General features: G+C 69.3%; 19 protein-coding genes and 3 tRNA genes. 4 read left to right on the plus strand and 18 right to left on the minus strand.

Going from position 1 to position 23,425, the window contains the following annotated elements:
* Positions 1–630: 630 nt before the first annotated feature.
* From R2S09_RS30190 to R2S09_RS30235, 10 genes are all read right to left on the minus strand, one after another.
* Complete coding sequence (locus R2S09_RS30190; RefSeq protein WP_306190395.1) at positions 631–4,530, minus strand: DNA-directed RNA polymerase subunit beta'; 3,900 nt, start codon at positions 4,528–4,530, stop codon at positions 631–633.
* 100 nt (positions 4,531–4,630) lie between these two features.
* Positions 4,631–8,116 (minus strand): DNA-directed RNA polymerase subunit beta, encoded by a 3,486-nt coding sequence (gene rpoB, locus R2S09_RS30195; protein WP_306190394.1) that lies wholly within the window; start codon positions 8,114–8,116, stop codon positions 4,631–4,633.
* A gap of 608 nt (positions 8,117–8,724) precedes the next feature.
* Positions 8,725–9,114 (minus strand): 50S ribosomal protein L7/L12, encoded by a 390-nt coding sequence (gene rplL / locus R2S09_RS30200; RefSeq protein WP_306190393.1) that lies wholly within the window; start codon positions 9,112–9,114, stop codon positions 8,725–8,727.
* A 116-nt stretch (positions 9,115–9,230) separates the two neighbouring features.
* On the minus strand, positions 9,231–9,761 hold the full coding sequence (gene rplJ / locus R2S09_RS30205) for a 50S ribosomal protein L10 (protein WP_306190392.1): 531 nt from the start codon (positions 9,759–9,761) through the stop codon (positions 9,231–9,233).
* A gap of 326 nt (positions 9,762–10,087) precedes the next feature.
* Positions 10,088–11,014 carry a hypothetical protein gene (locus R2S09_RS30210; RefSeq protein WP_306190390.1) on the minus strand — a complete coding sequence of 309 codons (927 nt, stop codon included), beginning with the start codon at positions 11,012–11,014 and terminating at the stop codon, positions 10,088–10,090.
* A gap of 111 nt (positions 11,015–11,125) precedes the next feature.
* On the minus strand, positions 11,126–11,851 hold the full coding sequence (rplA, locus tag R2S09_RS30215) for a 50S ribosomal protein L1 (RefSeq protein ID WP_316744452.1): 726 nt from the start codon (positions 11,849–11,851) through the stop codon (positions 11,126–11,128).
* A gap of 113 nt (positions 11,852–11,964) precedes the next feature.
* Positions 11,965–12,399: a 50S ribosomal protein L11 gene (gene rplK, locus R2S09_RS30220; protein ID WP_019756559.1), complete on the minus strand. Its 435-nt coding sequence runs from the start codon at positions 12,397–12,399 to the stop codon at positions 11,965–11,967.
* Positions 12,400–12,590: 191 nt separating this feature from the next.
* The gene (gene nusG / locus R2S09_RS30225) at positions 12,591–13,442 is read right to left on the minus strand and encodes a transcription termination/antitermination protein NusG (protein ID WP_306190388.1); all 852 of its coding nucleotides are present in this window, start codon (positions 13,440–13,442) and stop codon (positions 12,591–12,593) included.
* Between the two features lie 81 nt (positions 13,443–13,523).
* Positions 13,524–13,811, minus strand: coding sequence for a preprotein translocase subunit SecE (gene secE, locus R2S09_RS30230; protein WP_030174459.1), 288 nt, complete (start codon positions 13,809–13,811; stop codon positions 13,524–13,526).
* Between the two features lie 109 nt (positions 13,812–13,920).
* A tRNA-Trp gene (locus tag R2S09_RS30235) sits at positions 13,921–13,993 on the minus strand.
* A 512-nt stretch (positions 13,994–14,505) separates the two neighbouring features.
* Between R2S09_RS30235 and R2S09_RS30240 the strand changes: the two genes are divergently transcribed.
* Positions 14,506–15,732, plus strand: a complete 1,227-nt coding sequence (locus tag R2S09_RS30240) for a pyridoxal phosphate-dependent aminotransferase (RefSeq protein ID WP_306190385.1) — start codon at positions 14,506–14,508, stop codon at positions 15,730–15,732.
* A 123-nt stretch (positions 15,733–15,855) separates the two neighbouring features.
* A complete protein-coding gene (locus R2S09_RS30245) occupies positions 15,856–16,896 on the plus strand; it encodes an adenosine deaminase (protein ID WP_306190384.1) in 1,041 nt (346 codons plus the stop codon).
* On the opposite strand, the gene R2S09_RS30250 is transcribed toward R2S09_RS30245, so the two are convergent.
* Complete coding sequence (locus R2S09_RS30250; protein WP_316744453.1) at positions 16,877–17,572, minus strand: hypothetical protein; 696 nt, start codon at positions 17,570–17,572, stop codon at positions 16,877–16,879. The two genes, R2S09_RS30245 and R2S09_RS30250, sit on opposite strands and share 20 nt — an antisense overlap.
* 114 nt (positions 17,573–17,686) lie before the next feature.
* The gene (locus tag R2S09_RS30255) at positions 17,687–18,298 is read right to left on the minus strand and encodes a TetR/AcrR family transcriptional regulator (protein WP_306190458.1); all 612 of its coding nucleotides are present in this window, start codon (positions 18,296–18,298) and stop codon (positions 17,687–17,689) included.
* Between the two features lie 132 nt (positions 18,299–18,430).
* On the opposite strand from R2S09_RS30255, the gene R2S09_RS30260 reads away from it, so the two are divergent.
* Complete coding sequence (locus R2S09_RS30260) at positions 18,431–19,063, plus strand: NAD(P)H-binding protein (protein WP_316744454.1); 633 nt, start codon at positions 18,431–18,433, stop codon at positions 19,061–19,063.
* 33 nt (positions 19,064–19,096) lie between these two features.
* Here the strand turns inward: R2S09_RS30260 and R2S09_RS30265 are convergent, their stop codons facing one another.
* From R2S09_RS30265 to R2S09_RS30290, 6 genes are all read right to left on the minus strand, one after another.
* Complete coding sequence (locus R2S09_RS30265) at positions 19,097–20,152, minus strand: UDP-N-acetylmuramate dehydrogenase (protein WP_306190380.1); 1,056 nt, start codon at positions 20,150–20,152, stop codon at positions 19,097–19,099.
* A 66-nt stretch (positions 20,153–20,218) separates the two neighbouring features.
* Entirely contained in the window at positions 20,219–20,647 is a 429-nt protein-coding gene (locus R2S09_RS30270; protein WP_306190379.1) for a MaoC family dehydratase, read from the minus strand.
* Between the two features lie 7 nt (positions 20,648–20,654).
* Entirely contained in the window at positions 20,655–21,107 is a 453-nt protein-coding gene (locus R2S09_RS30275; RefSeq protein ID WP_316744455.1) for a MaoC family dehydratase N-terminal domain-containing protein, read from the minus strand.
* Between the two features lie 127 nt (positions 21,108–21,234).
* The gene (rpmG, locus tag R2S09_RS30280) at positions 21,235–21,399 is read right to left on the minus strand and encodes a 50S ribosomal protein L33 (protein WP_003948671.1); all 165 of its coding nucleotides are present in this window, start codon (positions 21,397–21,399) and stop codon (positions 21,235–21,237) included.
* An 86-nt stretch (positions 21,400–21,485) separates the two neighbouring features.
* Positions 21,486–21,558: transfer RNA gene (locus tag R2S09_RS30285), tRNA-Met, on the minus strand.
* A 46-nt stretch (positions 21,559–21,604) separates the two neighbouring features.
* A tRNA-Thr gene (locus tag R2S09_RS30290) sits at positions 21,605–21,677 on the minus strand.
* Between the two features lie 242 nt (positions 21,678–21,919).
* Between R2S09_RS30290 and R2S09_RS30295 the strand changes: the two genes are divergently transcribed.
* Complete coding sequence (locus tag R2S09_RS30295; RefSeq protein ID WP_316744456.1) at positions 21,920–23,356, plus strand: amidohydrolase family protein; 1,437 nt, start codon at positions 21,920–21,922, stop codon at positions 23,354–23,356.
* Positions 23,357–23,425 lie beyond the last annotated feature (69 nt).

A 23,425-nucleotide genomic window follows, 5' to 3' on the forward strand; every position in this document is an offset into this window, starting at 1 on the left:
CTGGAACTTCGCCGACCCACGCGGTCGGGTGTGTCGAATCCCGCGGACTCCCGCCGCAAGGCAGAAAGAAGCGCAGATTGCGGTGGCCGGTGACGGCTCCCTGGCGGTTGAAGGCACGCGCGGAAGCCAGGGCACACCCCAGGCACAAGGTCTGAGCGTACCCAGCACACTCACTCCGGTCAAAACAGAAGCGCCCTGCGGCCCGAACACAGGCGGCACCACCGGCGCGCCGGGACTCTCCGCGCGTCGGCTTCGCCGCCCTGCCTGCGGTTGCTCCCATCCTCACCTCACTATCACAGGTGACGGCGCGATGCGAGCCAGGAGCGCGCCGTACGGCGGCCACGAGCCCGTTCTCGCGTCGTACGGGGCGTGCCGCGCCGTGCGGCGCTGCCGTGCCCCCACCGGGCGCTGTGGGCGTCTGCGGGGTGCACCGAGGCAGTGGGGCACGTGAGGGAGCGGCGCCCGTCTCCTGGGCCGTCGGCGGCCCGGGATCAGGTCGGCCGGCCGGCCGTCGTCGGCCGGCTCCCTATGGCCTACGGCCTACGAGCGGCGGTACGGCTCGGCATACGGCCGAAAGGCCGAAGGGCGGCAACCCCGTCGGGGTGGCCGCCCTTCGGTCATGCTGCTCGCTTACTGGTTGTACGGACCGTAGTCGTAGTCCTCCAGCGGAACGGCCTGGCCGGAGCCGGTGCCGAACGGCGAGTAGTCGATGTCGTCGTAGCCGACGGCCGAGTACATCGCGGCCTTGGCCTCCTCGGTCGGCTCGACCCGGATGTTGCGGTAGCGGGACAGGCCCGTACCGGCCGGGATGAGCTTACCGATGATGACGTTCTCCTTGAGGCCGATGAGGCTGTCGGACTTGGCGTTGATCGCCGCGTCCGTCAGGACTCGGGTCGTCTCCTGGAAGGAGGCGGCCGACAGCCAGGACTCCGTCGCCAGCGAGGCCTTGGTGATACCCATCAGCTGCGGACGACCGGAGGCCGGGTGACCGCCCTCCTGGACCACACGACGGTTCTCGGTCTCGAACTTCGAGCGCTCGACCAGCTCGCCGGGCAGCAGCTCGGCGTCGCCGGACTCGATGATCGTCACCCGGCGGAGCATCTGCCGGATGATGATCTCGATGTGCTTGTCGTGGATCGACACGCCCTGCGAGTTGTACACCTTCTGGACCTCGCCGACCAGGTGGACCTGGACGGCACGCTGCCCCAGGATGCGCAGCACGTCGTGCGGGTTCTGGGTACCCACGGTGAGCTGCTGGCCCACCTCGACGTGGTCGCCCTCCTCGACCTTCAGACGGGCGCGCTTCGAGATCGGGTACGCCGTCTCGTCGCTGCCGTCGTCCGGGGTGACGACGAGCTTCTTGGTCTTCTCGGTCTCCTCGATCCGCACGCGGCCGGAGGCCTCGGAGATCGGGGCGACACCCTTCGGGGTACGGGCCTCGAAGAGCTCGACGACACGGGGCAGACCCTGGGTGATGTCGTCACCGGCCACACCACCGGTGTGGAAGGTACGCATCGTCAGCTGGGTACCGGGCTCACCGATGGACTGGGCGGCGATGATGCCGACCGCCTCACCGATGTCGACCAGCTTGCCGGTGGCCAGCGAACGGCCGTAGCACATCGCGCAGGTACCGACGGCGGACTCGCAGGTCAGGACCGAGCGGGTCTTGACCTCCTCGACACCGCGGGAGACCAGCTCCTCGATGAGCACGTCGCCCAGGTCGGTGCCGGCCGGAGCCAGCACCTGGCCGTCGACCACGATGTCCTCGGCGAGGCAGCGCGCGTACACGGACGTCTCGACGTTGTCCGCCTTGCGCAGCACGCCGTCCGCGCCGCGCTCCGCGATGTGGAGCTTGAGACCGCGGTCGGTGCCGCAGTCCTCCTCGCGGATGATGACGTCCTGCGAGACGTCCACCAGACGACGGGTGAGGTAACCCGAATCGGCGGTACGCAGAGCGGTGTCCGCCAGACCCTTACGGGCACCGTGCGTGGAGATGAAGTACTCCAGCACGGACAGACCCTCGCGGAAGGACGCCTTGATCGGACGCGGGATGGTCTCGTTCTTCGCGTTCGACACCAGACCACGCATACCGGCAATCTGACGCATCTGCATCATGTTGCCTCGTGCACCCGAGTTCACCATCATGAAGATCGGGTTGGTCTTCGGGAAGTTGTCGTTCATCGCCTCGGCGACCTCGTTGGTCGCCTTGGTCCAGATCGCGATGAGCTCCTGCGTGCGCTCGTCCTTGGTGATCAGACCGCGCTCGTACTGCTTCTGGACCTTCTCGTCCTGCGCCTCGTAGCCGCGGACGATCTCCTTCTTCGCCTCGGGAACGACGACGTCGGAGATGGCCACGGTGACACCGGAACGGGTCGCCCAGTAGAAGCCGGACGCCTTCAGGTTGTCGAGCGTCGCCGCCACGATGACCTTCGGGTAGCGCTCGGCGAGGTCGTTGACGATCTCGGAGAGCTGCTTCTTGCCGACCTCGTAGTCGACGAACGGGTAGTCCTCGGGCAGCAGCTCGTTGAAGAGCGCGCGGCCCAGCGTGGTCCTCAGACGGAAGCTGTCGCCGGTCTGGTACTCCGGCTCGCCCTCCTCGGCCACCGGCGGGGTCCAGCCGCGCGGCGGGATGGTGCCCACCGGGAAGCGGATGTCCACCTTGGACTGCAGGGACAGCTCGCCGGCGTCGAACGCCATGATCGCCTCGGCGACCGACGCGAACGAACGGCCCTCGCCCTTGACGTCCCGCATCTCGCCGTCGGTGGTCAGGAAGAACAGACCGAGGACCATGTCCTGGGTCGGCATCGTCACCGGACGGCCGTCGGCGGGCTTGAGGATGTTGTTCGAGGACAGCATCAGGATGCGGGCCTCGGCCTGCGCCTCCGCGGACAGCGGCAGGTGCACGGCCATCTGGTCACCGTCGAAGTCCGCGTTGAACGCGGTGCAGACGAGCGGGTGGATCTGGATGGCCTTGCCCTCGACCAGCTGCGGCTCGAAGGCCTGGATGCCGAGGCGGTGCAGCGTGGGCGCACGGTTCAGCAGAACCGGGTGCTCCGCGATGACCTCTTCCAGCACGTCGTACACGACCGTGCGGCCGCGCTCGACCATGCGCTTGGCGCTCTTGATGTTCTGCGCGTGGTTCAGGTCGACCAGGCGCTTCATCACGAACGGCTTGAACAGCTCCAGCGCCATCGCCTTCGGCAGACCGCACTGGTGCAGCTTCAGCTGCGGACCGACGACGATCACGGAACGGGCCGAGTAGTCGACTCGCTTGCCGAGCAGGTTCTGGCGGAAGCGGCCCTGCTTGCCCTTGAGCATGTCGGACAGCGACTTCAGCGGACGGTTGCCGGGACCCGTGACCGGGCGGCCGCGGCGGCCGTTGTCGAAGAGCGCGTCGACGGCCTCCTGGAGCATGCGCTTCTCGTTGTTCACGATGATCTCGGGCGCGCCGAGGTCGAGAAGCCGCTTCAGGCGGTTGTTGCGGTTGATGACACGGCGGTACAGGTCGTTCAGGTCGGAGGTCGCGAAGCGGCCACCGTCCAGCTGCACCATCGGACGCAGGTCCGGCGGGATGACCGGGACGCAGTCCAGGACCATGCCCTTGGGGCTGTTGGAGGTCTGCAGGAACGCGGAGACGACCTTCAGCCGCTTCAGGGCACGGGTCTTCTTCTGGCCCTTGCCGGTGCGGATGATCTCGCGGAGCTTCTCCGCCTCCTCCTCCAGGTCGAAGGACTCCAGGCGCTTCTGCAGCGCCGCGGCACCCATCGAACCGTCGAAGTACGTGCCGAAGCGGTCACGCAGCTCGCGGTAGAGCAGCTCGTCGCCCTCGAGGTCCTGGACCTTGAGGTTCTTGAACCGGGTCCACACCTCGTCGAGGCGGTCGATCTCGCGCTGCGCACGGTCGCGCAGCTGCTTCATCTCGCGCTCGGCACCCTCGCGCACCTTGCGGCGCACGTCGGCCTTGGCGCCCTCGGCCTCCAGCTCGGCCAGGTCGGACTCGAGCTTCTTGGCGCGGGCCTCCAGGTCGGCGTCGCGGCGCTGCTCGATCTGCTGGCGCTCGACGGAGACATGGGCCTCCAGCGAGGGCAGGTCGCGGGTGCGGCGCTCCTCGTCGACGTACGTGATCATGTACGCCGCGAAGTAGATGACCTTCTCCAGGTCCTTCGGAGCCAGGTCGAGCAGGTAGCCCAGGCGCGACGGGACGCCCTTGAAGTACCAGATGTGCGTGACGGGCGCGGCCAGCTCGATGTGGCCCATCCGCTCACGGCGCACCTTGGCGCGGGTGACCTCGACACCGCAGCGCTCACAGATGATGCCCTTGAAGCGGACGCGCTTGTACTTGCCGCAGTAGCACTCCCAGTCCCGGGTGGGGCCGAAGATCTTCTCGCAGAAGAGGCCGTCCTTCTCGGGCTTGAGGGTGCGGTAGTTGATGGTCTCGGGCTTCTTGACCTCGCCGTGGCTCCACTGACGGATGTCGTCAGCGGTGGCCAGGCCGATCCGGAGCTCGTCGAAGAAGTTGACGTCGAGCACTATGCGTCAATCCCTCTCAGGGTCGTTAAGTCTTTGGTCTGAAACGGGGGCCTGGGGGTCGGCGGGGCCCTTGTGGGTCAGGGCCCCGGCCGGACTCCCGTCAGACCTCTTCGACGCTGCTCGGCTCGCGCCGGGACAGGTCGATGCCGAGCTCCTCCGCAGCGCGGAAGACATCCTCGTCGGTGTCGCGCATCTCGATGGACATACCGTCGCTGGACAGCACCTCCACGTTCAGGCACAGGGACTGCATCTCCTTGATGAGCACCTTGAAGGACTCGGGGATGCCGGGCTCGGGGATGTTCTCGCCCTTGACGATCGCCTCGTAGACCTTCACACGGCCGGTGACGTCGTCGGACTTGATGGTCAGCAGCTCCTGGAGGGCGTAGGCGGCACCGTATGCCTCGAGTGCCCACACCTCCATCTCACCGAACCGCTGGCCACCGAACTGGGCCTTACCACCCAGCGGCTGCTGGGTGATCATCGAGTACGGACCGGTCGAGCGGGCGTGCAGCTTGTCGTCGACCAGGTGGTGCAGCTTCAGGATGTACATGTAGCCGACCGAGATCGGGTCCGGGAACGGCTCACCGGAGCGGCCGTCGAACAGCCGGGCCTTGCCGGACGGGAGGACCATGCGGTCGCCGTCGCGGTTGGGCAGCGTGTTCTCCAGCAGACCGGCCAGCTCGTCCTCGCGGGCGCCGTCGAAGACCGGGGTCGCCACGTTGGTCCGCGGGTCGACCTGGTCCGCGCCGATCGCCTGGAGGCGCTGCGCCCACTCGTCCGCCAGGCCGGAGACATCCCAGCCCTGGCTGGCGAGCCAGCCGAGGTGGATCTCCAGGACCTGTCCCGGGTTCATTCGGGACGGGACACCCAGCGGGTTGAGGATGATGTCGACCGGGGTGCCGTCCTCCAGGAACGGCATGTCCTCGATCGGCAGGATCTTGGAGATGACACCCTTGTTGCCGTGGCGGCCGGCGAGCTTGTCACCGTCAGTGATCTTGCGCTTCTGCGCCACGTAGACGCGGACCAGCTGGTTCACGCCCGGCGGCAGCTCGTCGCCCTCCTCGCGGTCGAAGACGCGCACGCCGATGATCTTGCCGATCTCGCCGTGCGGCACCTTCAGCGAGGTGTCACGGACCTCACGGGCCTTCTCACCGAAGATGGCACGCAGCAGGCGCTCCTCGGGGGTCAGCTCGGTCTCACCCTTGGGCGTGACCTTGCCGACGAGGATGTCACCGGCGACGACCTCGGCACCGATGCGGATGATGCCGCGCTCGTCGAGGTCGGCGAGGACCTCCTCGGAGACGTTCGGGATGTCCCGGGTGATCTCCTCGGGGCCGAGCTTGGTGTCACGGGCGTCGACCTCGTGCTCCTCGATGTGGATCGAGGAGAGGACGTCGTCCTGCACGAGGCGCTGCGACAGGATGATCGCGTCCTCGTAGTTGTGACCCTCCCACGGCATGAACGCCACGAGCAGGTTCTTGCCGAGCGCCATCTCGCCGTTCTGGGTGGCCGGGCCGTCGGCCAGCACCTGGCCGACGACGACGTGGTCGCCCTCGTTGACGATGACCTTCTGGTTGACCGAGGTGCCCTGGTTGGACCGGGCGAACTTGGCCAGGCGGTACGTGATGTACGTGCCGTCGTCGTTGGCGGTGGTGATGTAGTCCGCGGAGACCTCCTGGACCACACCCGCCTTCTCGGCCTTGACCACGTCGCCGGCGTCGACCGCGGAGCGGTACTCCATGCCGGTGCCGACGAGCGGCGACTCGCTCTTGATCAGCGGCACGGCCTGCCGCATCATGTTCGCGCCCATGAGGGCACGGTTGGCGTCGTCGTGCTCGAGGAAGGGGATCATGGCGGTCGCGACCGACACCATCTGGCGCGGCGAGACGTCCATGTAGTCCACGTCCTCGGGGCTGACGTAGTCGACCTCACCGCCACGGCGGCGGACCAGGACACGCGCCTCGGCGAACCGGAGTTCGTCGTTCAGCGTGGCGTTGGCCTGCGCGATGACGAAGCGGTCCTCCTCGTCGGCGGTCAGGTAGTCGACCTCGTCGGTGACCTGGCCGTCGATGACCTTGCGGTACGGGGTCTCGACGAAACCGAACGCGTTGACCCGGCCGTAGGAGGCGAGCGAACCGATCAGACCGATGTTCGGGCCTTCCGGCGTCTCGATCGGACACATACGGCCGTAGTGCGAGGGGTGCACGTCACGGACCTCGAAGCCGGCCCGCTCACGGGAGAGACCACCCGGGCCCAGCGCGGACAGACGCCGCTTGTGCGTCAGCCCGGAGAGCGGGTTGTTCTGGTCCATGAACTGGGACAGCTGGCTGGTGCCGAAGAACTCCTTGATGGAGGCGACGACCGGCCGGATGTTGATCAGGGTCTGCGGCGTGATCGCCTCGACGTCCTGCGTGGTCATGCGCTCGCGGACGACGCGCTCCATGCGGGCCAGACCCGTGCGGACCTGGTTCTGGATGAGCTCGCCGACGCTGCGCAGGCGGCGGTTGCCGAAGTGGTCGATGTCGTCGGTCTCGACGACGACCGGCTGGCCGTTGTCACCGACCGTCTCGGTCTCGCCGGCGTGCAGCTTCACCAGGTACTTGATCGACGAGATGATGTCCTCGACGGTCAGGATGCCCGCGTCCAGCGGGGTGTCCGTACCCAGCTTCTTGTTGACCTTGTAGCGGCCGACCTTGGCGAGGTCGTAGCGCTTGGGGTTGAAGTAGAGGTTCTCCAGCAGCGTCTGCGCGGCCTCACGCGTGGGGGGCTCGCCCGGGCGCAGCTTGCGGTAGATGTCGAGCAGCGCGTCGTCCTGGCCCTGGGTGTGGTCCTTCTCCAGGGTGGCGCGCATCGACTCGTACTCGCCGAACTCCTCGAGGATCTGCTCGTTGGTCCAGCCGAGCGCCTTGAGCAGGACGGTGACCGACTGCTTGCGCTTGCGGTCGATGCGGACACCGACCATGTCGCGCTTGTCGATCTCCATCTCCAGCCAGGCACCCCGGGACGGGATGATCTTGGCGGAGAAGATGTCCTTGTCGGAGGTCTTGTCGATGGAGGAGTCGAAGTAGACACCGGGGGAACGGACCAGCTGCGACACCACGACACGCTCGGTGCCGTTGATGACGAAGGTGCCCTTGTTCGTCATGAGCGGGAAGTCGCCCATGAAGACGGTCTGGGACTTGATCTCGCCGGTCTCGTTGTTGGTGAACTCGGCCGTGACGAAGAGCGGGGCGGCGTACGTGAAGTCGCGCTCCTTGCACTCGTCGATCGAGTTCTTCGGGGGCTCGAAGCGGTGGTCGCGGAACGTCAGCGACATCGACCCGGAGAAGTCCTCGATCGGGGAGATCTCCTCGAAGATCTCCTCCAGACCGGACTTGGTGGGGACGTCCTGACCGGACTCCAGAGCCGCCTCGACGCGAGCCTTCCACGCGTCGTTGCCGAGCAGCCAGTCGAAGCTCTCGGTTTGCAGCGCGAGAAGGTTCGGAACCTCGAGGGGCTCCTTGATCTTTGCAAAGGAGATGCGCAGCGGGGCGGTGCTGGCGCCGTTGTTCATATTCGCGGTCGAGGCGTTGCGCGAGGCGGCCAAGAGGGGGTCCTTCCGAGGGCTCGGACTCACTACGCGCGTACCGGCCCCTCTCCCACGCGCCGGGACAGACGGTGCCCTATGTGGCCAAAAGGCCAGGTCGGGCGTGGTCCGGTCGTCGATGCTCGGGTGAGGGCATGCCCCTGGTGACGGGCAGGGGACAGCTAACAGGCAGCGCAAAGGGTCAGTGTAGCCACTTGGCCCACTGATGTCCAGTGCGGGTTTTTCGAGACCCTCGTTGTCGTCACCGCCTGCGGCCTGCCGCCCTCAACGCACGTTGATACTGCCCTCTTCGCCGTCGATCCATGCCTCGGATTCGGATCCTTGTGACGACGCGTCCTGAGAATTGCGCGCTGCGTGCGGTTCGTCAAGGCCCCCCATGCCCCAACCGGATGCTGCCATCGTCACTTGCAGCCTGCCTCCGGGGGCCTCTCGAGGCACGACGAAGATCACCATACCCCTCCCGGTCGTGCGCGCAAGGCCGCCACAGCCACCCCCGGGAACGCCGAAGAGCGACCACCCGGTTGGATGATCGCTCTTCGGTGCGTTCGCGTTACAGCCCTGCCGGGCCGCAGTCAGCGCGCGGAGAGTCGGTACGACTCCGAAAGGTCTTACTTGACCTCGACGGAGGCGCCGGCGCCCTCGAGGGCCTCCTTGGCCTTGTCCGCGGCCTCCTTGTTGACCTTCTCCAGAACCGGCTTCGGCGCACCGTCGACCAGGTCCTTGGCCTCCTTCAGGCCCAGGGAGGTCAGCTCGCGCACGACCTTGATGACCTGGATCTTCTTGTCGCCGGCGCCGGAGAGGATGACGTCGAACTCGTCCTTCTCCTCGACGGCCTCGGCGGCAGCGCCACCGGCGGCACCGCCGGCCACCATGACCGGGGCGGCAGCAGCGGCGGTGACGTCGAACTTGTCCTCGAAGGCCTTCACGAACTCGGAGAGCTCGATGAGGGTCATCTCCTCGAACTGCGCGAGCAGGTCTTCCTGGCTGAGCTTCGCCATGACGGGCGATCCTTCCACTAATTCGGCTGGTGCCGGATGTACATGAATGGCGGGCGTACGTCGGCCCGCTGTGACCCCTGCCGCCTCAGGCGGCCTGGATCAGAAAGCGAGCCGAGTTACTCGGCACCGCCCTGCTCGGCCTGCTTGGCGCGCAGCGCGTCCACGGTGCGGACGAGCTTCGACGGCAGCGCCTGGAAGAGGGAGGCAGCCTGGGACTGCTTGCCCTTCATGGCACCGGCCAGCTTGCTGAGCAGAACCTCGCGGGACTCGAGGTCCGCAAGCTTCTTGATCTCGTCGGCGGAGAGGGCCTTGCCCTCCAGGACACCGCCCTTGATGACGAGATTCGGGTTGTCCTTGGCGAAGTCACGGAGACCCTTCGCCGACTCCACCGGGTCACCGGTGACGAAGGCGACGGCCGTCGGACCAGCGAAGAGCTGGTCGTCCAGCGTGATCCCGGCCTCGTTGGCCGCAATCTTGGTCAGCGTGTTCTTCACCACGGCGTACTGGGCGTTCTCACCGAGCGACCGGCGCAGCGTCTTGAGCTGCGCCACGGTGAGACCGCGGTACTCGGTCAGCACGGCGGCGCTGGAGCTGCGGAACTTGTCCGTCAGCTCCGCAACCGCGGCAGCCTTGTCGGGCCTCGCCATAGAGCCTCGGCCTCCTTCCGGGTGATTCGGACCGCGCGGACCCGAAGGAGGACTGGGGAAAACGAAACGCCCCGGCGCAGGCGCACGGGGCGGACTCGACCGGCCGAACGCACGACGCGGGCGCGCTCTCCGGGAGTTCTTCCACTGTCACCTGCGCGGGTCGCCCGCATTTTCAGCGGATCCTTCGGCCACCGCGGCTCTGGCGAGCGCGCGGCAACGACCAGCGGTCTTTGGCTTCGGAAGGAGAGTACGGGAACGGGGCGGGGAAGAGCAAATCCGCCCGTACGGCCCGTGCCGGGCCGTACGGGCGCGACCGGGCGGGCGGGTCAGGAACTCGTGCCCGAGGCACCCTGCCCGGCCGCCTGCGACTTCATCACGTCCTTGAAGTCCACCGTGTCGCCGGCCGGGGGCGCCTCGGTGGAGACCTTCACGCCGTAGTCCCTGTAGTACGCCGTGCTGGTCATGGTGCCGTTGGACGACTCGCCCCGCTCGGACTTCTTGACCAGCAGGTTCTGGTCGTTGATCCAGAGGTCGACGGTCTCGGTGGTGACGCCCGCCTGGCTGAGCTGCTTCTTCAGGTCGGCGAGCTGGCTCGCGGAGAGGTTCTTGCTGCTCCTGCCGGCGAAGTCCGCGACGTTCACCGTGCCGTGGTAGTGCGTGGTGTGCCGGCCGTCGACCTGCTCCTCGCCGGCCTTCTTCACGTCGCCCGAGGCCAGCAGCAGCTTCACGGACTGGTTCGGTGTGGTGTTCTGCAGCTGGTCCTTGAGGTAGGCGCCGGAGCCGCCGCCGAGCCGGGCCATGTCGTCGTAGCCGTAGCGCACCCAGTGCCTGCCGCCGCCCGCCTGCTGGGCGAACTTCTCGCTCATCCTCGCGTAGTAGGCGTCGGACAGGTAGCGGGCCTGCATCGACGTGCTCCCGGTCGCGCGCATGGCGTCGCTCATCCGGCCGCCGGTGTAGGTGATCGTCAGCGTGCCGGTCAGGCCGTCGCCCCAGGCGAGACTGCCCTTGCCCGTCATGGACATCAGATCGCCGATGCTGGTCGTGCTCTCGACCCTGGCGGAGTCGGCCTTGCCGGTGGCGTCCGCGGCGGTGCGCAGGGCCGCTATGGGGCTCACGTGCGTCACACCCTGGCCGGCGGCCCTGCCGCCCTTGCCGGAGCCGCCGGAGGAACCGGAGCCGCAGGCGGCCACCCCCGTCAGCGCGGCCACCACCGCGATGGAGAGCGTCGCCCGGCGCACGGTCCTGTTCTTCATTCGTCCACCCCTAAGCGGTCGCGTAAGTGATCGCGGTCCCACAGAAAAGGGACGAGCCCCGCACCGGAACGGTTGCGGGGCTCGTCGCCGACTTCAGACCTGCCGTGGGGCTCAGACCGCGGCCGGGTCCTCCTCGACGAGGAGGTTGCGGGTGCGGTTCGGGTCGACCTGGATGCCGGGGCCCATCGTGGTGCTGACGGCGGCCTTCTTGATGTAGCGACCCTTGGCGGCGGACGGCTTCAGACGGAGGATCTCCTCCAGCGCGGCGCCGTAGTTCTCCACCAGCTTGGCGTCGTCGAACGACGTCTTGCCGATGATGAAGTGCAGGTTCGAGTGCTTGTCGACGCGGAACTCGATCTTGCCGCCCTTGATGTCGTTGACAGCCTTGGCGACGTCCGGGGTCACGGTGCCGGTCTTGGGGTTCGGCATCAGACCACGGGGACCGAGCACACGGCCGAGGCGGCCGACCTTGCCCATGAGGTCCGGGGTGGCGACGACGGCGTCGAAGTCCAGACGGCCCTTCGACACCTCGTCGATCAGCTCGTCGGCACCGACGATGTCGGCGCCCGCGGCACGCGCGGCCTCGGCACGGTCACCGGTCGCGAAGACCAGGACCCGGGCGGTCTTACCGGTGCCGTGCGGAAGGTTCACGGTGCCACGGACCATCTGGTCGGCCTTGCGCGGGTCGACACCCAGGCGGAAGGCGACTTCGACGGTGCCGTCGAACTTGGTCGTGGAGGTCTCCTTGGCGAGACGGACGGCCTCGAGCGGGGCGTACAGCTTCTCCCGGTCGACCTTGGCGTCCGCAGCGCGGAGAGCCTTGCTGCGCTTGCTCACAACTGCTCCTGTGGGTTCTTGATAAGGAGTCGTGGTACGGGCCGAGCAGGCCCTGCCACGTGCGGCGCTGCGATCGGGCGATCACGGCCGCATACGTACTACGGGGTTGGGGTTCAGCCCTCGACGGTGACGCCCATGGAACGGGCGGTGCCGGCGATGATCTTCGCGGCGGCGTCCAGGTCGTTGGCGTTGAGGTCGGGCAGCTTGGTCTGGGCGATCTCGCGGACCTGCGCCTCGGTGATCTTGGCGACCTTGGTCTTGTGCGGCTCGCCGGAGCCCTTCTCCACGCCCGCGGCCTTGAGGATCATCTTGGCGGCCGGCGGAGTCTTGGTGATGAAGGTGAAGGAACGGTCCTCGTAGACCGTGATCTCCACCGGGATGACCCAACCGCGCTGCGACTCGGTCGCGGCGTTGTAGGCCTTGCAGAACTCCATGATGTTGACGCCGTGCTGACCCAGCGCCGGACCGACCGGCGGGGCCGGGTTGGCGGCGCCGGCCTGGATCTGGAGCTTGATGAGCCCCGTGACCTTCTTCTTCTTGGGAGGCATTGCTCTCCGGGTCCTTTCATTCGGGTCCATGCCCGCGCGAGTCGCGACCCTGACGCAGGCATACCGCACAACGATAACGGGTATAGATGCGCGGCTTAAAACCGAGCAGGTCAGACGGGCTGAGACAGCCCGCCTGACCTGTTCGGAAGCGGTTCGTCCAGAACGAACCAGCTCTTGTGGAGCTGAACGAACTAGTTCTTCTGGATCTGGTCGAAGGAGAGCTCGACCGGGGTCTCGCGGCCGAAGATCTCGACCAGGCCCTTGACCTTCTTCGAGTCGGCGTTGATCTCGTTGATGGTCGCCTGCAGCGTGGCGAACGGGCCGTCGGTGACGGTGACCGAGTCGCCGACCTCGAAGTCCAGCACCTGGACCTCGACCTTGCGCTGCGGAGCCGGCTTGCCCTCGGCCTCGGCGGCCTCGCGGGCGGCCTTCTCCTCCGCCTCCGGGGCGAGCATCTTCACGATCTCGTCCAGGGACAGCGGGTAGGGGTCGTAGGCGTTGCCGACGAAGCCGGTGACGCCCGGAGTGTTGCGGACGACGCCCCAGGACTCGTTCGTCAGGTCCATGCGGACGAGCACGTAACCGGGCAGCTTGTTCTGCCGGACGGTCTTGCGCTCGCCGTTCTTGATCTGGACGATCTCTTCCTCGGGCACCTCGGCCTGGTAGATGAACTCCTCGACGTTCAGCGAGACGGCACGCTGCTCCAGGTTGGCCTTCACGCGCTTCTCGTAGCCGGCGTAGGTGTGGATCACGTACCACTCGCCGGGCAGCGTGCGCAGTTCCTCACGGAGCTTGGTGACCGGGTCGAGCTCGGGCTCCTCGGCGCCGGCCTCCTCCTCGGCGGCCTCGTCGGCCTCACCCTCGGCGGCCGCCTCCTCGGTGGCCTGCTCCTCGACGTGGACGGCGGCCTCCTCGGCCGGCTCCCCCGCGGCGGCCTCGGCAGCCTGGGCCTCGTCGACCTCGTCCGCACCCTCGACGGTGTCGAGCTCGTCATCCACGGACTCGGTCGGCTCGATGGCGTCGTTCAGGTTCGGGTCAGACACGGTGGCTGCTTCTTCCTGGATACATAGGGGTGGAACATGCGAAAACGGGCGCCGGTAACCACGGCGCCCTTCGCTCTTGGCTCAGCCGAAGACGTACTTGGCCGCGTGGTTGAGCCCATAGTCAATCACGGTCACCAGGGCGATCATGATGGCCACGAAGAAGATCACCACGGTGGTGTAGGACGTCAGCTGGTTGCGCGAGGGCCAGACGACCTTGCGGAGCTCCGCGATGATCTGTCGGTAGAAGAGCGCAAGGCGCTTCAGCGGGCCCTTCTTGGCGCGCTTGCCGCCCTTGCGGGGCTTCTTCTTGGACTCCGTGACCTCGTCCTGGGCATCAGGCGTGTCGATGGAGCCCACGGCGTCCGTCATTCGTCCTCACCTGATTCCGGGTCGTGGCCGTGCCGCGCCCGGTCGAGCCGCACGGCGGTGCAGATTGCTGTACGTACATGCGCACACATCCTGGCGAAGGTGTGTGTAGCAGGGCCGGAGGGACTTGAACCCCCAACCGCTGGTTTTGGAGACCAGTGCTCTACCAATTGAGCTACGACCCTTTGTGTGTCCCCCAACGTACCGCATCCGAGCGTATGCCCGGTGTCCTTGTGGGCACCGGGTGCGGCGGCGGCTGCTGAAGGCCAACGAGGTGAGAGTGTACGTGGTCCGGAGCCGGTCGTCGAACAGAAAGTGCCCAGCCGGAGCCACGCGGCCGCAGATCGTCCTGGCCGGGGGCCGAATTCGGACTCTCGTTCAGGTCTCGACCCCCGGCTGTTCAGTCCGCCGCCTTCTCAGCCGCAACCGACCGAGTCGCACACTCGGTCGGTTGCGCTTCGTCGCGCTCCTCCCCGCCGCTGGTTACGGTGTCGAGGTCGCATCCGCCCAGATGGACGCGGGACCGACGGCCAGGCCCCACACCGGGAGACCCGGTGACGCCAGTCCGCTCGACGCCAACCACAACCGTGTCCCCGGGCTAGCCGGTTCGTGCCTTCAAGGGCTCACGGACTGACTGGATCAGCGTACAAATGAAACCGGCGTGCCGTACGGGTTTCCGGTCTGAAACGATGGCCCCATGAGCGCTGCAACCCCTCCCACCGAGCGCCGGGTCTCCGCCCGAATCGGCGCGATCTCCGAGTCCGCCACCCTCGCCGTGGACGCCAAGGCGAAGGCCCTGAAGGCCGCCGGGCGTCCGGTGATCGGCTTCGGCGCCGGTGAGCCCGACTTCCCCACCCCCGACTACATCGTCGAAGCCGCCGTCGAGGCCTGCAAGAACCCGAAGTACCACCGGTACACCCCGGCCGGCGGCCTGCCCGAGCTGAAGTCCGCGATCGCCGCCAAGACGCTGCGCGACTCCGGCTGGGAGCCGGACGTCTCCCAGATCCTGGTCACCAACGGCGGCAAGCAGGCGATCTACGAGGCCTTCGCCGCGATCCTCGACCCGGGCGACGAGGTCATCGTGCCCGCGCCGTACTGGACCACGTACCCGGAGTCGATCCGCCTGGCCGGCGGTGTCCCGGTCGAGGTCGTCGCCGACGAGACCACCGGCTACCGGGTCACGGTCGAGCAGCTGGAGGCCGCCCGCACGGAGCGGACCAAGGTCGTCCTCTTCGTCTCCCCGTCCAACCCGACCGGCGCGGTCTACTCCGAGGCCGAGACCGAGGCGATCGGCCGCTGGGCCGTGGAGCACGGCCTGTGGGTGCTCACCGACGAGATCTACGAGCACCTGGTCTACGGCGACGCGGTGTCCGTGTCCCTGCCCGCGCTCCTGCCCGAGCTGCGCGACAAGTGCATCGTCGTCAACGGCGTGGCGAAGACGTACGCCATGACCGGCTGGCGCGTGGGCTGGATCATCGGCCCGAAGGACGTCGTGAAGGCCGCGACCAACCTCCAGTCGCACGCCACCTCGAACGTGTCGAACGTCGCCCAGGTGGCCGCCCTCGCCGCCGTCTCCGGCGACCTGGAGGCCGTCGCGAAGATGCGCGAGGCCTTCGACCGGCGCCGCAGGACCATCGTGCGCATGCTGAACGAGATCGACGGCGTCGTCTGCCCGGAGCCCGAGGGCGCCTTCTACGCCTACCCGTCGGTCAAGGCGCTGATCGGCAAGGAGATCCGCGGCAAGCGCCCGCAGAACACGGTCGAGCTGGCCGCGCTGATCCTGGAGGAGGCCGAGGTCGCGGTCGTCCCGGGCGAGGCCTTCGGCACGCCGGGCTACCTGCGCCTGTCCTACGCCCTCGGTGACGAGGACCTGGTGGAGGGCGTGAGCCGGATCCAGAAGCTGCTGGCCGAGGCGCGGGACTGAACCTCCCACGCGCGCGTGCGGGCCGTTTCCCTTCAGGGGAGGCGGCCCGTACGTCTGTGCGGGCAAGACCACGAACGGGGAAACGGCTACCGGGGCCGGGGGGAGGTACGGCAGGATCCTGGGATGGAGCGTGTACGCGATGTCTCTGAGCTGCCGAAAGCCCATCTGCACCTGCACTTCACCGGGTCGATGCGGCCCACCACCCTGCTGGAGCTGGCCGACAAGTACGGCGTCCGGCTGCCCGAGGCCCTGACAGAGGCCCTGACCGGCGGGGAGCCGCCGAGACTGCGGGCGACGGACGAGCGGGGCTGGTTCCGCTTCCAGCGGCTGTACGACGCGGCGCGCTCCTGCCTGCGGTCGCCGGAGGACATCCGGCGGCTGGTGCGGGAGGCCGCCGAGGAGGACGTCCGGGACGGCTCGGGGTGGCTGGAGATCCAGGTCGACCCGACCTCGTACGCGCCGCGCCTGGGCGGGCTGATCCCGGCCATGGAGATCATCTTGGACGCGGTGGACACGGCGTCCCGGGAGACCGGCCTGGGCATGCGGGTCCTGGTGGCGGCGAACCGCATGAAGCATCCACTGGACGCCCGTACGCTGGCCCGCCTGGCCGTGCGCTACCGGGACCGCGGCGTGGTCGGCTTCGGCCTGTCCAACGACGAACGCCGGGGCATGGCACGGGACTTCGACCGGGCGTTCGCGATCGCCCGGGACGGCGGCCTGTTCGCGGCGCCGCACGGCGGCGAGCTGACGGGACCGGCGTCGGTCCGCGACTGCCTGGACGATCTGCACGCCCACCGCGTGGGCCACGGAGTACGCGCGGCGGAGGACCCGCGGCTGCTGCGGCGCCTCGCCGACCGGGGCGTGACCTGCGAGGTGTGCCCGGCGTCGAACGTGGCCCTCGGCGTGTACGAGAAGCCGCAGGACGTGCCCCTGCGGACCCTCTACGACGCGGGCGTCCCGATGGCGCTCGGCGCCGACGATCCTCTGCTGTTCGGCTCGCGGCTGGCGGCCCAGTACGACATCGCCCGCCGCCATCACGCCTTCACGGACACCGAACTGGCCGAACTGGCCCGCCAGTCGATCCGTGCCTCGGCCGCCCCGGAGGACGTACGGGCGAAGCTGCTGTCGGGGGTGGACGACTGGCTCAGCGCCCCGGTCGCCTGAAGTGGGCGTAGGGCGGGTAGGGCTTGAAGCAGATCACGATCTCGGGGCTGCGGTACCGGTCCGGGCCCGCGCCCACCCGGAGGCCGGGGACGTCCGTCACGTACGCCGCGTACCCCTTGACCACGTGCTTCGTGCGCGGCCCCCAGCCGGCCGCGTAGGCGAAGGCCATGGCCGCCTCGGCGAAGACGTCCCGGCTGCCGATCAGGAAGTGCGTGCGCGCATGGGTGAGCTGCCGCAGATCGTCCCGCCCGCGGCCCTGACGCCGGTCGCCGAAGCGGTCCTGCCGCTCGCGCCAGGACGCCGCGTCGCGGGCCGTGCGGGCCTCGTCGGTGCGGACGGTCAGCGGGGTGCCCGGCCCGAGCCTGCGGCGCAGCCGGGGCCACCGGCTGGGCCGCAGGCCGTAGGAGTGGTGGACCAGGACCAGATCGACCCGCTCGCCGACGCCCTCGTCGGGCGGGACGCCGTCGCGGAGCGGCACATGGACGACGGTGTGCCGGGAGCAGGCGGCGAAGGAGAACAGGCCGGCGAGCCGGCTGAGGCCGTCGTGGTCGCCCATGAGGAGGCCGTACGACTCCGGGTCGCGCAGTGAGGTGTGCCGCAGCGGCCGGAGGGGCTGGACGATCCGGTGCTCGTGGGGGCCGGTGCGCGGCCGGAACCGGCGCAGCCTCAGCCGCATGCGCGGCGCCGGGTGGTGCGGTCGGCCGGGGCTGTCGTGTCTGGGGCAGTGGTATCCGGGGCAGCGGTGTCCGGGGTTGTCGTGTCTGGGGTCGTCATGCCCTCAGCGTCGCGGTCACGGGCGGCCGTCGGCAACGGAGATTCCGGCGAGCAGGGTGCGGGCCAGGCGGGGGGCGAAGTCGTCCAGGGGCGGCCGTTCGCCCGTGGGGGTGGAGTCGTAGGCGAAGGCGCGCTGGGCGCATGCGCCGAGGAGGAGGGAGGCGGCGGCGAAGGTGTCGGCGTGGGGGCTGATCCGGCCGAGGGCCTGTTCGGCGCGGAGGTAGGCGTCCAGTTCCTCGATGGGCCGGTGGGGACCGGAGCCCATCTGCCGCATGGCCTCGTCGTGGCGGCGCTTGAGCTGGGTCTCGGCGTACAGGGAGGCCGCGATCGGGAAGCTCTGCTCGTAGAAGAGGGCGGCCTGGCGGGCGATCTCGGTGAGGTTCTCCTCGGGGGTGCGGCGGCCCGGTTCGGCGGCGAGGGTGCGCAGGAGCGGGGTCAGCCGGGGCAGCCTCTCCCGCAGCACCTGGATGAACAGCTCCTCCTTGCTCGGGAAGTACTTGTAGAGCGCCGCTTCGGAGCAGCCGGCCGCCTTGGCGATCTCCTTGGTGGTGGCGCGGGCGAGCCCGACGGTGAGCATCAGCTCGTGGGCGGCGTCGAGGACGCGGACGCGGGCCGGTTTCTGCTCCATGGTGCCCAAGGATTTCATGGTGTGCCCGAACGGGGTTGACGGGTGGGTGAGTATTTACTCACCCTAGGGGAGAAGACGTGGTGAGTGGACACTCACCACACTCACCGACCTCGGGCAAGCAGGGGAGCCATCATGAACCTCACCGTCTTCGGCGCCACGGGCGGCGTCGGTCAGGAGATCGTCCGGCAGGCGCTGGCCGCCGGCCACCGGGTGACCGCCGTCGTACGTGACCCGGCCCGGCTGACCGTGACCGGCGAGGGCCTGGAGGTGTTGCGCGCCGACCTGGCCTCCCCGGAGGCCGTGCGTCCGGCCGTGGCGGGCCGGGACGCGGTGCTGTCCGGGCTCGGTGCCCGCAGCCGCAAGGAGGCCGGGGTGGCGACCCGGCTCACCCGTACGGTGCTGGGCGCGATGGAGGCGGAAGAGGTACGGCGGCTGCTCGTGGTCAGCGCGGGCCCGGTGGGCCCCGAGCCGGCCGACGCCGGCGCCGTGGACCGGACGGCGCGCAAGGTGATCTCGGCGCTCCTGAAGGACGTCTACGCCGATCTGCGCGAGATGGAGGCCGAGCTGGCCCGCAGCACCACGGACTGGACGGTCGTCCGCCCGCCCCGCCTCCAGAACAAGCCCCTGACCGGCACCTACCGCACGGTCATCGGCGGCTTCCCGCCCCGCGGCCGCTTCATCGCCCGCGCGGACGTCGCCCACGCGATGCTGACCATGCTCGACGACCCGGCGACGGTGAAGCAGGGCGTCGGGGTGGCGTACTGAGGCCTGTCGGCGGCGTGTCTGCGCCGGAGGCCGTCAGAGGCTCACGCCGACCGTCACCGGCTCGTTCACCAGGGTGATGCCGAACGCCTTGTGGACCCCGGCCACGACCTCGCGGGCCAGGGCCAGCAGGTCCTCGGTGGTCGCCCCGCCGCGGTTGGTGAGGGCGAGGGTGTGCTTGGTGGAGATCCGGGCCGGTCCGCTGCCGTAGCCCTTGGTGAAGCCCGCCTTGTCGATCAGCCAGGCCGCCGAGGTCTTGGTGTGCCCCTCGCCGGCCGGGTACGCGGGTGGCTCGACGCCCTCGCCCATCCGCTCCCGCACACGCCCGCGGAAGGCGGCGAAGTCGGCGTCCGTGAGGATCGGGTTGGTGAAGAAGGACCCGGCCGACCAGGTGTCGTGGTCCTCGGGGTCCAGCACCATGCCCTTCCCGGCGCGCAGCTTCAGCACCGTGTCACGGGCGGTGGCCAGCGGCACCCTGTCGCCCGCCGCCACGCCCAGCACGCGCGCCGTCTCGGCGTACTTGACGGGCGCCGACAGCCCGCCGGCGTCCTCCAGCTCGAAGCGGACGCGCAGGACGACGTACCGTTCGGGGTCGGCCTTGAAGCGGCTGTGGCGGTAGGAGAACGCGCACTCCTCGTTGGCCAGGGTCACCGTCTCGCCCGCCCTGCGGTCGTAGGCGACGACCTCGGTGATGGTGGCGGAGACCTCCTGGCCGTACGCCCCGACGTTCTGGATCGGGGTGGCGCCCGCGGAGCCCGGGACACCCGACAGGCATTCGATGCCGGCGAGCCCCGCCTCGACGGTGCGGGCCACCGCGTCGGTCCACACCTCACCGGCGGCCAGCTCCAGCGTCGTACCGCGGAGTTCGAAGCCGCGGGTGGCGATGCGCAGGGCCGTCCCGTCGAAGCCCTTGTCGCCGATGACCAGGTTGGAGCCGCCGCCGATCACCAGCAGCGGCGTGCCGGCGGCGTCGGCCTCGCGGACGGCGGCGATCACCTCGGCGTCGGTCGTCGCGGTGATCAGCCGGGTCGCGGGGCCGCCCAGCCGGAAGGTGGTCAGCGGAGCCAGGGGCGCGTCGTGGAGTTCCTGCACGCGCCCAAGACTACGAGACCCCGCCGACAGCCCCGTACGCCGACGAGGCGCCCGCCGCACGGGCCGTCAGGCCAGCCGTACGACCGCGCGGGACATCCCGAGGACCTTCTGGCCCTCGCTGGTCGCCGTCAGATCGACTCGCACGGTGTTGTCGTCGAGTTTGGCCGCGACCTTGCCGGCGACCTCGATCAGGGCCCCCTTGTCGTCGTTCGGGACGACGACGGGCTTGGTGAAGCGCACGCCGTACTCCACGACGGCACCGGGGTCGCCCACCCAGTCGGTGACGACGCGGATCGCCTCGGCCATGGTGAACATGCCGTGCGCGATCACGTCCGGCAGCCCGACCTCCTTGGCGAACCTCTCGTTCCAGTGGATCGGGTTGAAGTCCCCGGACGCGCCCGCGTACTGCACGAGGGTGGCGCGGGTCACGGGGAAGGTCCGGGCCGGCAGTTCGGTGCCGACCTCGACGTCGTCGTAGGCGATCTTCGCCGTCATCGGTTCCTCACGCCTCCTCGGCCGCGCGGGCCACCAGCTTGGTCCATGCGGTCACGACGTGCTCGCCCGCCTCGTCGTGCACCTCACCACGGATGTCCAGGATGTCGTTGCCGGCCATGGACTTGATCGCCTCGATGGTGGAGGTGACGGTCAGCCGGTCACCGGCCCGCACCGGCCGGGTATAGACGAACTTCTGGTCGCCGTGCACCACGCGGCTGTAGTCGAGGCCGAGCTGCGGGTCCTGGACGACCTGTCCGGCGGCCTTGAAGGTGATCGCGAAGACGAAGGTCGGCGGGGCGATCACATCGCAGTGGCCGAGCGCCTTGGCCGCCCCCGGGTCCGTGTACGCCGGGTTGGCGTCCCCCACGGCCTCCGCGAACTCGCGGATCTTCTCCCGGCCCACCTCGTAGGGGGCGGTGGGCGGGTAGGACCGCCCCACGAAGGACTGGTCGAGCGCCATGGCTCGGCACCTCCTGCTGTCAGCTGTGGTCGTGCGGATGGTTCAGATGGATCAGATGGACCAGAGGGACCAGAAACAACATGAGGCCGCCCCCTGATACGGGGGCGGCCTCATGTATGAGCCTGATTTATCGCGTCTCGCGGTGCGCGGTGTGCGCGTTGCAACGCGGGCAGTGCTTCTTCATCTCAAGACGGTCCGGGTTGTTACGCCGGTTCTTCTTGGTGATGTAGTTCCGCTCCTTGCACTCCACGCAGGCCAGCGTGATCTTCGGGCGGACGTCGGTGGCAGCCACGTGAGTGCTCCTTGACGAACGGGTAGGTATTAACGCAAGAAAGAGTAGCCGATCGAAGGACCGACCCCGCAATCGGCTACTGTGAGTAGCGGTGACCGGACTTGAACCGGTGACACAGCGATTATGAGCCGCTTGCTCTACCGACTGAGCTACACCGCTGCGATGCGATCGGGCCCCGCCTGACGGCGGGAACCTCTCACACCAGAGCCCCAAAACGGAATCGAACCGTTGACCTTCTCCTTACCATGGAGACGCTCTGCCGACTGAGCTATTGGGGCGAGCGATGAAGACATTACACGCTCCGCGGCCGTTCGCCCAAATCCGTTCCGCGCTCCCCCGCGTCCAGGTCCGAAGCCCGGTGACCCCGTGGCCACACCGGTACGACTATTGCGCCCCTCCCCCTTCCCGGCGGGCGACCGCCATAGGCTCGACGCACTCGGCGTGATCTTGCGTCCCGTGTGCGCTCGGGTCCCCTGTCCCTCTTCTCCCGCCAGCCCTCGCCTGTCGTACCTGGAGTGCGATGCCCCCCGGTCAGCCACAGCCGCCCCACTCCTCCTCCTCGCACGGTCCCTCCGGCGGCCCGCCGGAACCGGACGGCCTGCTGCTGTGCGGGGCCCGGCTGACCGACGGGCGCACCGTGGACGTACGACTGGCCGGCGGGCGCATCGAGGCGGTCGGCACGGCGGGCAGCCTCGGCCGGAGCTCGGGCAGGGACTCCGGCAGGGCCGGCGCGTTCGGCACGCCCGACCGGCCCGGCACAGCGAGCGAGCCGAGGGCACCGGGGGAACGGAGCGGACCGGGGGAACGGAGCGGACCGGGGAAACCGGGGGAACCGGACAAGGCGAGCGGACCGGGCAGGCCGGGCAGGGGTGCTCCGCAGGACGGCGGCGCCCGTCTGGACCTCACCGGCTATCTGCTCCTGCCGGCCCCGGCGGAGCCGCACGCCCACGCCGACACCGCTCTGACCGCCGACAGCGGCGGCCCCGTGTCGTACGACCCGGAGGACGTCCAGCGGCGGGCGACCGAGGCCGCGCTGCTGCAGCTCGGCCACGGGGCGACCGCCTTGCGCGCGCACGTGCGCGTGGGCGACGTCCAGGGACTGGGCGCCCTGAAAGCGGTCCTGCGGGCGCGCCGGGCGCTGCGTGGACTCACCGAGCTGACGACGGTGGCGGTGCCGCGCGTGCTGACGGGCGCGGCCGGCGCGGACGGGCTGGCGATGCTGCGGGACGCGGTGAAGATGGGCGCGTGCGTGGTGGGCGGCTGCCCTGACGTGGATCCCGACCCCACGGGCTATGTGGAGGCGGTCCTGGAGGTGGCCTCCGAGCACGGCCGCCCGGTCGACCTGCACACCGACGGCACGGACCCGGCCCGCCTGGCCCGCATCGCGGCGATGGCGGGCGGGCTGCGCCCCGGAGTGACGCTCAGCCCGTGCGGCGGCCTGTCCCGGCTGCCCGCCGAGGCGGCCGCGCGCGCCGCGGAACAGCTGGCCGCGGCCGGGGTGACGGTGGTGTGCCTGCCGCAGGGCGGCTGCGCGGGCGCGGAGGGGCCCGGGACGGCTCCGGTTCGGCTGCTGCGGGCGGCCGGGGTACGGGTGGCCGCGGGCAGCGGCGCCCTGCGGGACGTGTCGAACCCGGTGGGACGCGGCGATCCGCTGGAGGCGGCCTACCTGCTGACCTCGCACCACGGACTGCGCCCCGAGGACGCGTACGACGCGGTGAGCGCGTCGTCCCGCGCGGTGCTCGGCCTGCCCGACGTACGCGTGGAGGCGGGCTTCCCCGCGGAACTGCTGGCCGTGCGCGGCGAACGGCTCGCGGGGGCGCTGTCACTCGCATACAGCCGGATCGTGGTGCACGGGGGGCGCGTGGTGGCACGGACCAGCGCGGTGCGCGAGTTCTGCGACTCGGCCGCGTCGGTGGAGCTGGGGCTGCCGAGGCAGGGGCGGGGCGAGCTGTCGTAGAAGGCCGTAGGAGAGAGCGGGTGCTGCAGGAGAGAGCGGGTGCAGGGGAGTTGGCCTCAAGTCGTGCGG

The sequence above is a fragment of the Streptomyces sp. MK7 genome, assembly GCF_032658145.1.
GTDB classification, from domain to species: domain Bacteria; phylum Actinomycetota; class Actinomycetes; order Streptomycetales; family Streptomycetaceae; genus Streptomyces; species Streptomyces spiralis.